The sequence below is a fragment of the Sphingopyxis sp. HIX genome, from assembly GCF_001468285.1.
Taxonomy (GTDB): domain Bacteria; phylum Pseudomonadota; class Alphaproteobacteria; order Sphingomonadales; family Sphingomonadaceae; genus Sphingopyxis.
On the sequence record NZ_LNSB01000030.1, the window covers coordinates 19,557 to 33,291 of the forward strand.

Annotated in this window: 12 protein-coding genes; 2 read left to right on the forward strand and 10 right to left on the reverse strand. The window is 65.7% G+C overall.

Features of this window, described 5'->3' with window-relative positions:
* Nucleotides 1-55: 55 nt before the first annotated feature.
* Nucleotides 56-676 carry a hypothetical protein gene (locus ATE62_RS14680; protein ID WP_156420562.1) on the reverse strand — a complete coding sequence of 207 codons (621 nt, stop codon included), beginning with the start codon at nt 674-676 and terminating at the stop codon, nt 56-58.
* Nucleotides 673-1,251 (reverse strand): tyrosine-type recombinase/integrase, encoded by a 579-nt coding sequence (locus ATE62_RS22955; RefSeq protein WP_082662827.1) that lies wholly within the window; start codon nt 1,249-1,251, stop codon nt 673-675. Before ATE62_RS22955 ends, ATE62_RS14680 begins: the two co-directional genes overlap by 4 nt.
* Nucleotides 1,252-1,600: 349 nt before the next feature.
* Here ATE62_RS22955 and ATE62_RS14690 point away from each other — a divergent pair, with 349 nt between their 5' ends.
* Together ATE62_RS14690 and ATE62_RS14695 are read left to right on the forward strand one after the other, a co-directional pair.
* Complete coding sequence (locus tag ATE62_RS14690; RefSeq protein ID WP_082662828.1) at nt 1,601-1,963, forward strand: SDR family NAD(P)-dependent oxidoreductase; 363 nt, start codon at nt 1,601-1,603, stop codon at nt 1,961-1,963.
* 159 nt (nt 1,964-2,122) lie between these two features.
* Nucleotides 2,123-2,911 carry a GntR family transcriptional regulator gene (locus ATE62_RS14695; RefSeq protein WP_058808466.1) on the forward strand — a complete coding sequence of 263 codons (789 nt, stop codon included), beginning with the start codon at nt 2,123-2,125 and terminating at the stop codon, nt 2,909-2,911.
* On the opposite strand, the gene ATE62_RS14700 is transcribed toward ATE62_RS14695, so the two are convergent.
* The 8 genes from ATE62_RS14700 to ATE62_RS14735 all read right to left on the reverse strand — a co-directional run bounded on the left by ATE62_RS14700 (nt 2,912) and on the right by ATE62_RS14735 (nt 13,702).
* On the reverse strand, nt 2,912-4,867 hold the full coding sequence (locus tag ATE62_RS14700) for a glycoside hydrolase family 5 protein (RefSeq protein ID WP_058808467.1): 1,956 nt from the start codon (nt 4,865-4,867) through the stop codon (nt 2,912-2,914).
* Entirely contained in the window at nt 4,864-5,736 is an 873-nt protein-coding gene (locus ATE62_RS14705) for a phytanoyl-CoA dioxygenase family protein (RefSeq protein WP_058808468.1), read from the reverse strand. Before ATE62_RS14705 ends, ATE62_RS14700 begins: the two co-directional genes overlap by 4 nt.
* Nucleotides 5,733-6,551, reverse strand: coding sequence for a phytanoyl-CoA dioxygenase family protein (locus tag ATE62_RS14710; RefSeq protein ID WP_058808469.1), 819 nt, complete (start codon nt 6,549-6,551; stop codon nt 5,733-5,735). The genes ATE62_RS14705 and ATE62_RS14710 overlap by 4 nt, the downstream gene beginning before the upstream one ends.
* Complete coding sequence (locus tag ATE62_RS14715; protein ID WP_082662831.1) at nt 6,548-7,354, reverse strand: phytanoyl-CoA dioxygenase family protein; 807 nt, start codon at nt 7,352-7,354, stop codon at nt 6,548-6,550. Before ATE62_RS14715 ends, ATE62_RS14710 begins: the two co-directional genes overlap by 4 nt.
* 66 nt (nt 7,355-7,420) lie before the next feature.
* Nucleotides 7,421-8,788, reverse strand: a complete 1,368-nt coding sequence (locus ATE62_RS14720; protein WP_058808470.1) for an MFS transporter — start codon at nt 8,786-8,788, stop codon at nt 7,421-7,423.
* A complete protein-coding gene (locus tag ATE62_RS14725) occupies nt 8,785-10,335 on the reverse strand; it encodes a carboxylesterase/lipase family protein (protein WP_058808471.1) in 1,551 nt (516 codons plus the stop codon). Before ATE62_RS14725 ends, ATE62_RS14720 begins: the two co-directional genes overlap by 4 nt.
* The gene (locus ATE62_RS14730) at nt 10,332-11,225 is read right to left on the reverse strand and encodes a hypothetical protein (RefSeq protein WP_058808472.1); all 894 of its coding nucleotides are present in this window, start codon (nt 11,223-11,225) and stop codon (nt 10,332-10,334) included. The genes ATE62_RS14725 and ATE62_RS14730 overlap by 4 nt, the downstream gene beginning before the upstream one ends.
* A 17-nt stretch (nt 11,226-11,242) precedes the next feature.
* The gene (locus ATE62_RS14735) at nt 11,243-13,702 is read right to left on the reverse strand and encodes a TonB-dependent receptor (protein ID WP_197412021.1); all 2,460 of its coding nucleotides are present in this window, start codon (nt 13,700-13,702) and stop codon (nt 11,243-11,245) included.
* Nucleotides 13,703-13,735: the final 33 nt, after the last annotated feature.

A 13,735-nucleotide genomic window follows, 5' to 3' on the forward strand; every position in this document is an offset into this window, starting at 1 on the left:
CTCCTTCTTCTGCTGATGAAATGTCTGCCGCAAACTCGGCGCTCAGTTGACGACGCTAGCCTTCGTCCCGTGGAACCAGCTTGCTGGGATTGAATGCTGCCTTCCAGCCGATGCGCTCGTAGGTGGTGGAGTTGAGCAAGCCTTCGGCACATGCTCGCCACAGCACCGTATCGATTGTCGCGACCCGATAACCCGTCTCGCGAGAGAGGCGCTGGCACAGCCGGTGGGTGGTAGTGCCGTCTCGGCGGGCAAGGCGTTCCAAATGCACGTCCGGCTTTGCGACATCCGCGCCGAGATTCTTCGCCAAGTGATAGCTGGTGACGGGACCGATCCAGGGGATCCGCTGCAAGAATTTGATCGGGTCTGTTGCAAACAGATAAGCAACGAACAGACGCTCGCGATCACGCCAAATCTTTTGAATGGCTTTGGCTTTTCCGGGATGCCCGAAAACGCGCCTTACGCGCTTGCCGCTCAGCAGCGCCGCCATGCAGGCTTCGTAGATCGGCTCTGCGACACTGTTCTTCATACCCGAATTGCAAATCACGTAGATCGCATGATCAGCAAATTCTTCTGGGCTCGTGGCCGGCGGAACGGTTTCCGACCAGTCGATGTCGTGGGCGAAGCCGGCATTTCGCAGATGCAATTCCATCCGGCGAAATCGCTTCAAGGTGATCACAGCATCTGGATCAATTTGCGCTGCGCCTCTCGGTCGCCTTCGATGTAGCGCTCGGTGGTAGTAAGGGCGCGATGGCCCGCAAGCTCCTGGATGTCGCGTAACGACCCGCCGGCCTTGGTCAGCAACCTTGCAGACTGCGTAATGAAGGTTCGGCGCCCCGAATGCGAAGAGCATCCATCAAAACCGAGTTGGCGGTACAGGGCGGTGAACCAGTTTACGATGCTCTTGGCCGACATATGACCGCCTCGCTGCGATCGCACGACCGGCCCCGCCGTTGGGCGTCCCTGAGCAGCTCGAAGTGTAGCCAGGACTGCTTTCAATTCCGAGTGAAGCGGTACGTTGCGCCCCCGACCGTTCTTCGCGATGGAGCCGCTGACCGCGATGATGGTAGAGATACGACCGTCGGGTCCGGTCACCATGTCCCAGCTCAAGCCTGCGATCTCGCAGGCCCGAAGTCCTGCCCTAAAGCTGAGCAAGACGATGCATCTATTTCGCTGCGCCGCGCCTCTTTGCCCTACATGCTCCAACACACGGCCAAGCTCTCGCGGCGTCAGCACCTTCGCTGACGTTCCCATAACATGCTCTTGTTCTGAAATTGCGGGCCAAATGCCGCGCAGGCAGTATAGCAAATTTCTGTAGGGCGGTCAAATTATATCAATTTATCAATATGTTAGTTTCAGATTCGTACGGGTGATCGCGCGTTGAGCACTTGATATTGTAGGCGTGACGTGGAAGGAGGCGGCCAAAGCTGCGTTCGTCAACGGCCGTCTTAGTCCGCCTTCATTCAGCAAGTTTGGGGGTAGGATTGGGGGTATTTTGATTCATCGTGCTTGTGATTGTATAGGATAATTGGGGTTTGTAGCAGGGAACGCGATTCCCGCTACCTCCAAGCTTTCATCCCATGATGTTCGTATTCGTCTGGACATGGCCCGGAAATTCGCCATATTCTGCGATAATCAGACCGTAGGCGTTCCATTCAGCGTCTATAGCGCGACCAAGGCGGCGATCCGCAACGTCGCGCGCGGCTGGATCCTCGACCTCAAGGATCGCAAGATCCGCGTCAACGTCCTCGCCCCCGGCGGCACGCGGACCCCTGGCCTGCACGGGGTCGCGGGCGGCGATGCCGGCTGGGACGAGTTCGAGGCGGGGCTCGCGGCCGGCGTGCCGCTCGGTCGCCTCGCCGAACCGCGCGAGATGGGCAAGGTGGCGGCGTTCCTCGCGTCGGATGCCGCGAGCTATGTCCACGGCGTCGAACTCTTCGTCGACGGCGGTTTCGCTCAGATTTAAGCCCGCGTGAATTGGAAAGCTCTGTCGTCCGGATGGGACGGCGGGGCTTTCGATTCCGGATGCCCAGCGACTTCCGCTGTCCGTTCCGTTTGGGTCGAAGCGGACAGTCGCCAAACGGCCAGCAGAAGCGATCGACTAGACATGCGGCGGATTTGCCGTATGGAAAACGGCGTGACCACCGATATTCCATCGATTTCGACCTTTTCGGACCAAGGCGTATCGGGTCCGTTCGATCCTGCACAAAATCCTTCGAAAGCTGCGGCTTTTTGGCTGCGGCGAGATATCGTGCGCGGCGTGTTCGAGCCGCACGAGCGGCTGAAGGTCGAGCATCTCGTCCAATTCTACGGCGTCGGACACAGTCCGATCCGCGAAGCGATCCTGCTGATGTCCGAGAGCGGACTCGTCGTGCACGAGCATCAGAAGGGTTATCGAGTCGCGCCGGTGTCGCTCGCCGATTATGATGATGTTCTGTCGGTGTACCAGCGGCTGTACAAACTCGCGATCGAGATGGCGATCGACCTCGCCGACGACGAATGGGAAGAGCGCGTCGTCGTCCAGCTGCACCGCGCGTCGAAGGCGAAGGTCGTCGAACCCGACGGCGAGCCCGAGGCGCGCGAGCAATGGCAGCGCGCCTATTGGGAATTTCACGGCGCGCTCGTCTCCGGCTGCCGCTCGCCGCTGCTGATGCAATTGCTCGGCGACATCGGCTTTCGCCTCGAACGCTATGTGAATCTGTTCGCCGATCCGAGCGAGGATCGCCGCAGCGCCGACGGCGAGGTGCTGACGATGCACCGCACGATCGTCGACGCGCTGGTCGCGCGCGATACGGGCCGGACGCTGGCGCTGATCGACGATTATTTCGCCGCGAGCCAGCCGGTGCGCGATGCGATCAAGGGCAAATTGCGCGGCAGCGCGAAGAAGAAGCGCGGGCGACCGCGCGCCGTCTGATCATCCCGCGGGCAGGATTTCGATCCGCATCGGCCCGCTTGCGGTCGCGCGGATCGCCGCGCGCTGGCCGGCCGGATCGAGTTCGACCTCGGCGGGCACGCCTTCGCAGCGTAGGACAAAGCCTGCCGGATAATGGACAAGCGGGACATAGAGGTCGGTGACGCCGCCGATGCCGGCATCGGCGTCGATCTCGGCGGTGAAACGGCGTGTTTCGAGCGCGAACGCCACGCCGCGGATGCGTCCCTGGGCGCGGCGCACCCAAGGGCGGCTGAAGCCGGGTACCGCGCGACCCCCGTCGCTGGGATCGCCGCTGCCGGTCTGCTGGTCGATCGACCAGATCGACAGATCTTCCTGGTTCCAGCCGTCGCCGACGGCGAGGTCGTTGCGGTTCGAGGCGGTGTAGTTCCACTGCGTCGAATGGAGGCCGAGCGCGTCCATCGCGTCGTACATCAGTGTCAGCGCGGCCTCGTGCTGGTCCCACACGGCGCGTTCGCCCGCCGCCCAGCGATCATAGGCCTCGCCGTCGTCGAGGTCGTAGGGGATGCCGAATTCGCCGATCAGCGTCGGGGCGCCGCCGCCCGCAAAGTCCGCGCCTTCCGAGGCGAAACCGCCGAGTTGGCGCTGATAGCGCGCGCTGATGGCGCCCAGCGAGGTTTCGGCGCGGCCGGTCGCGGCGTCGCGGTGGTTCGCGGGGTCGAAGCGCTTCAGATAGAGCATGCCCATGTCGTACCAGTGGCTGGCGTTGACCGTGCGGTCGGGCAGGTCGGCGGGGAAGCGGCGACCCGCCAGATGCGCGAAGACGTCCATCTCGGCGAAGAGCGACCAGCCGGGCTGGTGCGCGCGGATCGTGTCGGCGACCTTGTTGAAAAAGGGGCGATAGATATCGTCAGTGGGGTCGATCGCGGCGATCACGTCGGCGCCGGTCGCGACCGCGGCGCCGTCTTCGATGCGATAGCGGCCGGCCGTCTCGAACGGACAGCTCGCCCCCTCGCGCCAGATCGAGACGCCGCCCGGATTGAAGAGCTGCGTCGTCGTCGGCACCGCCGCGCCGGCGGCGTCGCGCGTGAGCACGGGGACCTCGACGCTAAGCCCACGCGCCATCGCCAGCCCGTCCAGCGGCGCGAGCGCGGGGCCGATGCGCGGGCGTTCGGGGTTGGCGTCGGACGCCGCGAGGTGGCGATAGGCGATCGGCTGTCCCGCCCAGCCGAGGCTGGGTTCGTTGAGGCTGTCGAAGCCCAGGACGTGCGGCATCGCGGCGAGCCGCCGCGCGACCTGGTCGACCGCGCCGAGATAATGGCCCTGCAGATAGTCCTGCACATTGACGCCGTCGATCAGGAAGTCGGGAGTCACCGTCCGCCCGGCCCAGAACAAGGTCCACATGATGCCGTTGGCCGGCAGGCGATAGTTCGACCCCCAACTCATCCGCGGATAGGCGGCCTGCAGCTTTTCGGGCGAGGCATAGTCGTAGCGCGCCTGCATCACGTGCGCGGCGCCCGCGGCGTCGAATTTGGCGAAGTCGAGCCCGACCGCCTCGAAGGTCCAGCCGGGGGCGCCGTCGCCGCCCGACATGCGGCTCCACACGTCCTGGTGGAAGTCGACGAAGAGGTGGAGGCCATGCTCGCCCGCCTTGCGCGCGACCTCGGCGAAATAGTCGAGATAGGCGGTGTCGTAGAGGCCGGGCCCGGCATGCTCGACCGCCTCCCATGTGGTCAGCAGCCGCAGCGTGTTGAACCCCCAGCGGGCGATGCGGCCGAGATGCTCGTCGGCTTCTTCGAGAGGGAAGGGGCGGCCGATGAAGGATACCGTCCGGTGATCGGCGAAGTCGCTGAAGACATGGGTGCCTTGGCCGGGGGGCACTTTGCAGTCGCCGCCGAGGTTGACTCCGCGCAGCATCACCTGCCCGCCGTCGGCGTCGAGGAAGAGCGGACCGTGCTGGCGGATCGGCAGGCGCGTCATGCGCGCTTGGGGATGATGCCGAGCCGCTCGGCGCGCTCGCGCCATTCGAGGCCGGTCGCCTCGGGCCACGGCTCGGGATCGGGAATGCGTCCGCCTGCGAGCGGCCAGGTCACGGGGGTCGCGCCGCCGTCGATGACCCCGCCGTCGGGAATCGCGTCGCGGTCGACCGACGGGTGCGGCCGCGGGCCGCCGCGGTGCGATCCGTCGGCGAAGTAGATCGCGGTGTAGACGCGGCGCGTCTGGTCGGAGCGGTTCGCCTTGGCCATGTGCGTGGTGTAACCGTTGTGGAAGATCACGTCACCCGGCGCGCATTCGATGAAGACCGGCGGGGTATCGGCATATTTGTCGACCAGCCGCTTGCCGTCGCCGGGGGTGCCGAAGATGTCGACATATTCGGCCTCGCCGCGGTGCGAGCCGGGGACGTAGCCCATGCAGCCCATCGCTGCGTCGACCTTCATCAGCGGAATCCACGCGGTCGCGGTGTCGCGCTCGACGATCGGCCAATAGGGCTGGTCCTGATGCGCCTCGGTCTCGCGCCCGCCGGCTTCCTTGTAGAGCGCCTGGTCGTGCCAGAGCCGCACGCGCTCGGCGCCGAGCAGCGCGGCGGTGACTTCGCCGACGTTCGGGTGGAAGGTGAGCGGGCGCACGCCGGGGAAATCCTCCCAGATATATTGGCACTGGAGGAAGCTCTGCTCGTAGGGCGATTTTTCGTCGAGCGTGCGCGTATCGTTCGCCTTGCGTTTGGCTACCGCTTCGTCGACCGCGGCGGCATAGGCGGCGAGCTCGTCCGCGGGGATCACGCCGGGGACATGGACAAAACCGTCGCGGCGGAAGGCTTCGGCATAGGCGTCCAGTTCGTCGCGGGTCACGGGCGTTTCCCGCCCTTCAGGATCGGGAACTGGCGGTCGGGGTCGGTCTGCGGCACGCGGTCGCCCTCGCGCGTCCACGCCTCGGCGCCGTCGGGGGCGTATTGGAGGATATAGGCCTTGCGCACAGTCCCCGCCTTGAGGTTCGGGCCGGTGCGATGCGGCGCGAGCGACGAGAAGATGATGATGTCGCCGCGTTTGCCCGGCGCGGGGACGGCGTCCTCGGCCTCCTCGAGGCATTTGAGCCCGATCGGGGTGATCCAATGCTCGAGCGTGCCGAGCTTGTGCAGCCCCGGCGCAATCCACGGGCAGCCGTTCTCGACATCGACATCGACGAGCGGGATCCAGAAAGTGAGATATTGCTGCGGCTCGATGAAGGTATAACCATTGTCCTGGTGCCACGGGAATTCCTGCGGCACCCCCGATTTCTTGTACACCGACTGGTCCCAATAGAGGCGCACGTCGGGGCCGATCAGGTCGTGGCAGACGTCGGCGATGACCTCGTGCGCGGCGAAGGATTTGAGGATCGGCGACTGCTTGACGATATGACCGGTGAAGGTGATCGCGTCGGCGGTCGAAATCCCCTCGCGGCCTTCCTCCTTGGCGCGGATCGCGCGCTCGTGCCGATGCTCGAGCGGGTCGATCGCCGCCTCGACGGTGTCGAGCTCGGCGTCGGTGAAGGCGCCCTGCAGGATGAAATAGCCCTGTTCGTCGAACTGCCTCTTCTGTTCGGGCGTCACGCGGCGCAGCCCGGCGTCGGGCGCGTCGGTCCAGGTGAAATCCTTGTTCTGCGGATGGATGCGATAGGGGGCGTTCATGCGGCCTCGGCCTTTTTGCGGCGGATGGGAATCCAGCGGTTGACGGGAGCGAGCGACGCCGCGGCTTCGGCGTTCACCGGCTGGGTGCCGGAGCGGCCGTAGTGATAGACCATCGCCGCGCGGCGCTCGTCGGCGACATTGTCGGTCGACATGTGCATCAGGAAGCTGTGGAAGAAGAGCACGTCGCCGGGCTCCATCAGCGCGGGTTCGCGTGCGCTGTCGTCCTCGCTGACGATCTCGGTATAGGCGCGGTTCGCGGCGGGGCGGCGGTCGGGGACATGCTCGTGGATCGAGCCCCGGTGCGACCCCGGCAGCACCCACAGGCAGCCATTTTCGAGCGTCGCGCGGCTGAGGGCGAGCCAGACGCCGACCTGCGGCTGGCGGTCGAAGCGGAAATAATAGCTGTCCTGGTGCCAGGGCTGGCCGATGACCCCGGGGTTCTTGAAGATGAACTGGCTCTGGAAACAGTCGATGTCGGGACCGAGCAGGCCCTCGACGACGTCGGCGACCGCCGCGCTCTCGGCGATGCGCCGCGTCGCGCCCTCGCTGTGGCAGTTGAAGACCTTGGCGATGCGGTCCTCGGGGTTCACCGCGCCGGGGCTCGGTTCCTTCTCGGGGAAGATCGCATAGTCGCTCGCCCCCGCCTGGTAGAGGGTCTCGCCCGGATGATCTTCGGGCGGATGCGCGCGGATGTGCGCGATCACTTCGTCCTCGACCGCCTTGGCCTCGGCCGGATCGACGAGGCCGCGGATCACGAAAAATCCATGCTCGTTCCAGGCCTTCAGGCGCGCTTCGGCATCCATGACTATCTCCTCGTGAGGCGTCATAATATATCTAATAGATCAAATAAAGGCTATTTTCGATCTAATTTATGCATCCGGCGCAGTTGGGGCGGCTCGGCGCGCCGCCAGCTCCTCGACGATCGCCTCGTGGGTGCCCTTGCGGATCGGGTAGAAGATCATCGCCAGGCCCGCGAGCACGAAGCCGAGGCCCGGCAGCCAGATCATGATGTCCTTGATCCCGGTGATCGTTTCGGGCGACTGCTGTGCATTGGCGACATAGCCGACGCGTTCGAGCAGCCAGCCTAAGAGGCCGGCACCGACCCCCAGGGCGACTTTCAGGAAGAATTGGAACAGGCCAAAGATGAAGCTTTCGGTCCGCTGCCCGGTCTTCCATTCGCCGTATTCGACCGTGTCGGGCAGCATCGACCAGAAGGTCAGCGCCAGCCCGAGCGTGCCGAGGCTCCAGACGAGCAGCCATATCGTCATGACGAGCGGCGTGTCGAAATCGAAGAGCCCAAAGATCGTGAGCAGAACAATGCCGATTGCAGTGCCGGCGAACCACGCGTTGCGCTTGCCGATATATTTGGTGATCCACACCCATAGCGGGATGGCGACAAGCCCGGTCGCCGACATGCCGATCAGCGCGGTGCGCGAGGCGGGTTCGTCCTCGAGAACATATTTGAAATAATAGAGCACCGACTTGCCGAGCGCGACCGAGCACACGAACGCCGCGACCGTCGCCGCGATCAGCGCCCAAAAGGCGGTGTTCGGCGCGAGCGCGCGCCAATAGCCGGGCATGTCGAGTTTCGCTTCGTCGCCGCCGCTTTCGGGCGGCTCGTGGGTGATGCGAAAAACGAGCGGATAGATTGCCGTGGCGATCACCGCGAACGCCGCGGCCGCCCAAGTAAAGCCCGTCGTGGCGTTGCTGCCGCCGAAGCGGGTGACGAGCGGGAAAGTGAAATAGATGATCGTGAGCGCCGCGAGCACGCCGAAGATCATCCGCCAGCCGGCGATCGTCGAGCGTTCGTCGCTGTTGTCGGTGAGCCGCGCGTTCAGCGAGGTGTAGGGGATGGTGACCACGGTATAGGCGGTGCGGAACACGACATGGGTGAACAGCATCCACAGGATCAGCGCGGTACCTTCGAAAAAGGGCGGGCGCCAATAGAGCAGCACGAAGGAAAGGCCGAGCGGCACGCAGCCGAACAGGATATAGGGCCGGTAGCGGCCCCAACGGCTGCGCGTGCGGTCGGCGATCGACCCCATCACGGGATCCTGTAGCGCGTCGATGATCGAGGCGACCATGTAGATGAGCCCTGCGGTCCCCGCGGGAATGCCTACGGCGTCGGTGTAGAAGAAGAGCAGGAAGATCGAGACGCTCTGCCAATAGAGGTTGCTGGCATAGTCGCCGAGGGTGAAGCCGATCTTCTTGGCAGTGCTCAGCTTGTGCTGCGTCATGGCGTGCTCTTCTCCCTGGCGCGGCGCATCGCGGCCGCGCGTTCGACGGCGTCGAGGCGCGCGGCGTCGCGCCGCTGTTCGATCGTCGCGGACCCGTTCCGGATCAGCAGCAGATTGTCGCGGCTGCCGAGCTGCGGCCAGTCGGGCAGGCCCGCGCCGTTCGGACGGCCGTGCCGTGCGAAATTGACCCAATAGTCGCCCATCAGCTTTGCCGCCGCGCGGTCCGACGGCCCGGCGGTCGCGGGCAGGTTGCCGAACAGATAGGCGAGGTCGGAGGCGTGCGCGGCCCCTTTTCGCGTGGCCTGGTCGGCCTCGGCGACATGGTCGAAGACATAGAGCCACGCGGGCGCGCCATGGCGGTGCATGATCCGCGCGAAGCCGCGCGCGCCCTCGGTGAAGAAATAATGGTCGACGAGTGCCGGCGGCAGCGGGTCGCCATAGGCGCGGACGAGCTCGGCGATCGCCGCGGCGTCGTTCTGGCTCTTCAGATATTCGATCATCGCCGGGGCATAGGGCTGCTCGCTGAGCTCGGCGCCGGTCGAACCGACCATGAAGGGGATCAGCGGCACCGCGCCCGTCTCGAAGCGCTCGACCGGATCGGCGAGCACGGTGCGGCCGTCGATGATCGGGCCGTTGAAGCGGTCGGCCTGCATGTCCCACATCGCGAGCTGGCCCTGCACGACGTCGGCGGAAAGCGCGCGGAGCGTGGCGGGATCGGGGTCGGTCAGCCCCGCCTTGGCGGCGAAGGCGGCGCCCGCCTTCTCACCCGAAATGCGCGCGGCGCGGTCGGCGTTCAGCCGCGCATAGGGTTCGCGGTTGGCGCCCGACATGACGATCGCCTTGTGGAACAGGCCCTGCGCCGCGGGCGAGGCCATCAGGAAATCGACCGCCGCGCCGCCCGCCGATTCGCCGAAGATCGTGATGTTGCGGGGGTCGCCGCCGAAGGCCGTGGCGTTCGCCTGCACCCACTTCAGCGCCGCGATCATGTCGAGGAAAGCGAAATTGGCGTCGGGTTTGCCCCCGGCCTCGGCGGTGAGCGCGGGGTGCGCGAAGAAGCCGAAGCGGCCGAGGCGATAGTTGAAGCTGACGACGACAGCGCCGCGCCGCGCAAGGTTCGCACCGTCGGTGGTCGGCGACGCTGACGATCCCGCGACGAAGGCGCCGCCGTGGATATAGACCATCACCGGCAGCTTGCGCGCGGCCTTGGCAGGGCGCCAGAGGTTGAGGAACAGGCAGTCCTCGCTCATCGCCTGGGTCGAGGGCGTCGCGTCGCCGTCGAAACGCACCTGCGGGCAGTCGTTGCCGAAGTCCGCGGCGGCGCGCGTGCCCGTCCAGGCGGGCGCGGGGGCGGGGGGCCGCCAGCGGAGGTCGCCCACCGGGGGCGCCGCATAGGGAATGCCGGCAAAGCCATCGACGCCGTCGTGGATGCGGCCTTCGAGCGATCCCGCGGGGGCCGTGACGGTCACCGGCTCGCCGCCCAGCGAGCGGGCCTGGACGGGCTGCGATACCAGCGCGGTGAACATCAGCGCCAGCGCCGCACGGATCATGCGGCGCAAAGCGCGGCTTCGGCCTCGGCGAAGCATTGGCGCGCGACCGCGATCAAAAAGGCCGACTCGGTCCATCGATCGCTCTCCTCGCGCCATTCGCCGTCGGGTCCCCGGACCATCTTCGGATAGAAGGCGCGCGCGGGCAACAGTTCGGGGTGTACCGCGAAATAGTCGCCGGGCGCGGCGCTGCGCAGGAAACCCTCGAAGCTCGCGGTCCACATGCGGCGGTAATAGTCGAGGTGGCGGACCTCGGCGGGGTCGCTCGCGGTGAGCTGGCCGAAGGCGTTGGACGAGACGCGCAGGTGCATGAAGCGCGTGCGTTCGAACACCGGGCGCATCGCGTCGAACTTCATGTCCATGTCGCCATAGGTCAGCTCGTGGCCGATGTACCAATGGCCGAAATCGCCGTTGAAGCGCAGTTCGGGCAGGTCGGCGATCAGGTCGAGCGTGCGGCGGATGTCCTGCGTCATCGTCGCGCGGTGCGTCTCGAGATAGATGGGGTGGCCGAGTTCGTGCGCGATCGCCAGCAGCGCCCCGGCAAGACGGCGCATTTCGGCGTCGCTTTCGAGCCCGGTGCCGAGCTGGACGGTCGAGCAGTCGCAGCCCGCGTCGCGCCACCGCATCGCCTGGTCGCGCATCTGGCCGATATCGTCGAAGATGCGCATCATCCCCGTCGGGATCAGCCCCGCGTCGATCGCCGCTTGCGGTTCCAATGTCTGGATCGCTTCGTAACCTGCGGCCTTGAGCGTCGCATAGATCGCCGCGCGGTCGCCGCGCGGGCCCGCGGACCAGTCGGGCAGCTCGGCCGGCGTCAGGAAGCTGATACCGGCGAGCAGCCGCGGCGGCGCGGTGCTGCCGTCGCGGGTGTTGGGTGGACTGGAAGGGCTCATCGATTGTACCATGAGGCCTAGAAACTCGCGTCGAGCGTCAGGCCCCACACGCGATAGGAATCGATCGTGAGGAACTGGACGAACGAGCCGCCGACGGGTGCGGGGCCGCCGGGGGTGGCCGGCGTGAAGGCGCCGTTGAAGCCCGCGAAACCGTCGAAGGTGGTGGTGATCGGATAGCGCTTGTCGAGGCAGTTGCGGCAGAAGGCGGCGACGCCGAAGCGGCCTTCGCTGAAGCGCAATCCGCCGCGCAATCCCAGCAGATAGCGCGACGGCGAGGTCGGATTACCGGGGCTCGAGCCGTAATTATATTTGTCCGAATAATCGAGGTCGAACTGGGCGAAACCCTCGATATTCTTGGTAATCGCGCGCTTGTATTCGCCCGCGAAGGTCGCCTTCCAGCGCGGTGCGAAGGGCAGCTGGCGGAGCGCGGGGCAGACGCCGCTCGGATCGGTCGTGCAGGGCACGCGGAAGTCCTTGCCGTAGCTCGCCTCGTTGTAGATGATGCCGCCCGACAGGCTGAAATTGGGCGTCAGATTGCCGTAGAAGGACGCCTCAATCCCCTTGGTGGTCGTGCCGTCGGCGTTGCCCTGGATGAAGTTGATGACGACCTGCGGCGGAACCGGCGGGACATAGATCGTCGTCTGATAGCCGTCGAACTTACTGTAGAAGGCGCTGAGGTTGAAGGCGAAACGATCGAAGAGCCGGGTCTTGATGCCGAGGTCGATCGAGTCGACATATTCGGGATTCACCTTGAGCGGCTGCTGCGCGAGGCTGGGCGTGTAGGTCACCGATTCGTTGAGGAACGGCCCCTTGTAGCCGCGGGCATAGCGCGCGAAGAGCATCGTATCGGGGCTGAGCTCATAGGTGATGCCGGCGGTCCCGCTGAAGCCGGTCTTCTTGACCCGCGCGGGCTCGGTGAGGCTGGTGCCCGCGGGGCAGGGGACCCGCTGCGCCGGTGTGAGCTCGGCGAAGGGAAGGCCGCCGGCGAGCGTGCAGCTGTTGACCGGAAGCACCGAGAAGAAGCCGGTGTCGCCGGTATAGATATAGGGGCCGCCGACGGTGACCGAACGATCGAAGGAGTTGAAGCTATAGTCCTTCAGGTCGTTGTGGGTCACGCGCCCGCCGATGAAGACCTTGAGCGCGGGGGTGATTCGCCAGTCGATCTGTCCGAAGGCGGCATAATCGCGCTGGTTGATGATGAAGGTGGGGTTGCGGCGGAACTCGAGCCCGCCGAGATTGAAGCCGAGCGTGCCGCTCTGATCGATCACGTCGAGCGTGTCGGTTTTCGCATAATAGACGCCGGCGACGAAGCTCAGCGCATTGGCGGTGGAGGAGGCGATGCGCGCCTCCTGGCTCCAGGTCTTGGAATTATAGGGGATCAGGTTGCGGTCGAGCAGGTTCGCCGGGACCGTATCGGCGAACTCGCCGGCGAGGTCGGCGTCGACGCCGAATTCACCCTTGCGCGTCTTGCGCAGCGCGGTGATCGAGGTGAAGGTCAGCCCGTCGGCGAACTCCCAGTCGATCGCGAGCGATCCGCCGTAGTTTTCGCGGCCATAGGTGTCGCCCTCGTCGACCCCCGCGACGCGCAGGCTGTCGCCGCAGGTCTTGTTGTTGCGCGGGCTCGCGACGATGCCGCACGCCGCGAGCGTGGCCTCGAGCGCCGAGCCCTTCGGCGCTTCGACCTGGACCCCGACGCCGGCGAAGTCGGCCGAGCCGTTGACGCCGTTGCTCGCGAGGCGCTGATAGTCGCCCGACAGGTCGATGGTCAGCCGATCGCTCGGTTGCCAGCGGAACCGCGCGCGCACGCCGTCGTCGGTGTTGCGGTCCCATTCGTCGTAGAATTCGTTGAAGACGACTTTCCCCGTGCGGGTATGGCGATAGCTGATGCGGAGCGCCGCCGTATCGCCGAGCGGCAGGTTCGCGATCGCATAGCCGTGGATATAATCGCGATTGCCGATGTTGAAATGGCCGATGAACTCGGTCTGGCCCAGCTTGGGCGCCTTGGTGGTGACGTTGATCAACCCCGCGTTGGAGTTCTTGCCGAACAAGGTGCCTTGCGGCCCTGACAGGACCTCGACGGTTTCGACGTCGTAGAGCGCGTTGGTCAGCCCGCGGCCGAGCACGACCCCGTCCATCACCACCGACACCGATTGCTCGGCCGACCGTCCGAAGCCGCGCGTGCCGATGCCGCGGACCTGGAAAACCCCCTGGTCGGTCGCGGTCAGCGCCGGCACCGCGCGGACGAGATCGGTGGTCGTGGTGACGTTCTGGATGTCGAGCTGGCGCTGGGTGGCGACGGATACCGTGATCGGCACGTCCTGGACATCCTCGGCGCGCCGTTGCGCGGTGACGATGATGACCGCCTTGTCGGCGTCGCTATCGCTGGCTTCGGGCTGGTCCTGCGCCGCGGCGGAAACCGGCGCCAGCGCGAGCAATGCGAGCGGCATCGCCGTCGCGCACGCAAAAATCCTCCGCATTCTCGGCATCATCCCTCTCCCGACAAATTTATC

Bases quoted from the DNA above. Each gene is read 5' to 3' on its own strand.
- ATE62_RS14695 (WP_058808466.1), top strand. From the start codon at position 2,123: ATGGAAAACGGCGTGACCACCGATATTCCATCGATTTCGACCTTTTCG.
- ATE62_RS14720 (WP_058808470.1), bottom strand. From the start codon at position 8,788: ATGACGCAGCACAAGCTGAGCACTGCCAAGAAGATCGGCTTCACCCTC.
- ATE62_RS14730 (WP_058808472.1), bottom strand. From the start codon at position 11,225: ATGAGCCCTTCCAGTCCACCCAACACCCGCGACGGCAGCACCGCGCCG.
- ATE62_RS22955 (WP_082662827.1), bottom strand. From the start codon at position 1,251: ATGGGAACGTCAGCGAAGGTGCTGACGCCGCGAGAGCTTGGCCGTGTG.
- ATE62_RS14715 (WP_082662831.1), bottom strand. From the start codon at position 7,354: ATGGATGCCGAAGCGCGCCTGAAGGCCTGGAACGAGCATGGATTTTTC.
- ATE62_RS14690 (WP_082662828.1), top strand. From the start codon at position 1,601: ATGGCCCGGAAATTCGCCATATTCTGCGATAATCAGACCGTAGGCGTT.
- ATE62_RS14710 (WP_058808469.1), bottom strand. From the start codon at position 6,551: ATGAACGCCCCCTATCGCATCCATCCGCAGAACAAGGATTTCACCTGG.
- ATE62_RS14735 (WP_197412021.1), bottom strand. From the start codon at position 13,702: ATGCGGAGGATTTTTGCGTGCGCGACGGCGATGCCGCTCGCATTGCTC.
- ATE62_RS14700 (WP_058808467.1), bottom strand. From the start codon at position 4,867: ATGACGCGCCTGCCGATCCGCCAGCACGGTCCGCTCTTCCTCGACGCC.
- ATE62_RS14725 (WP_058808471.1), bottom strand. From the start codon at position 10,335: ATGATCCGTGCGGCGCTGGCGCTGATGTTCACCGCGCTGGTATCGCAG.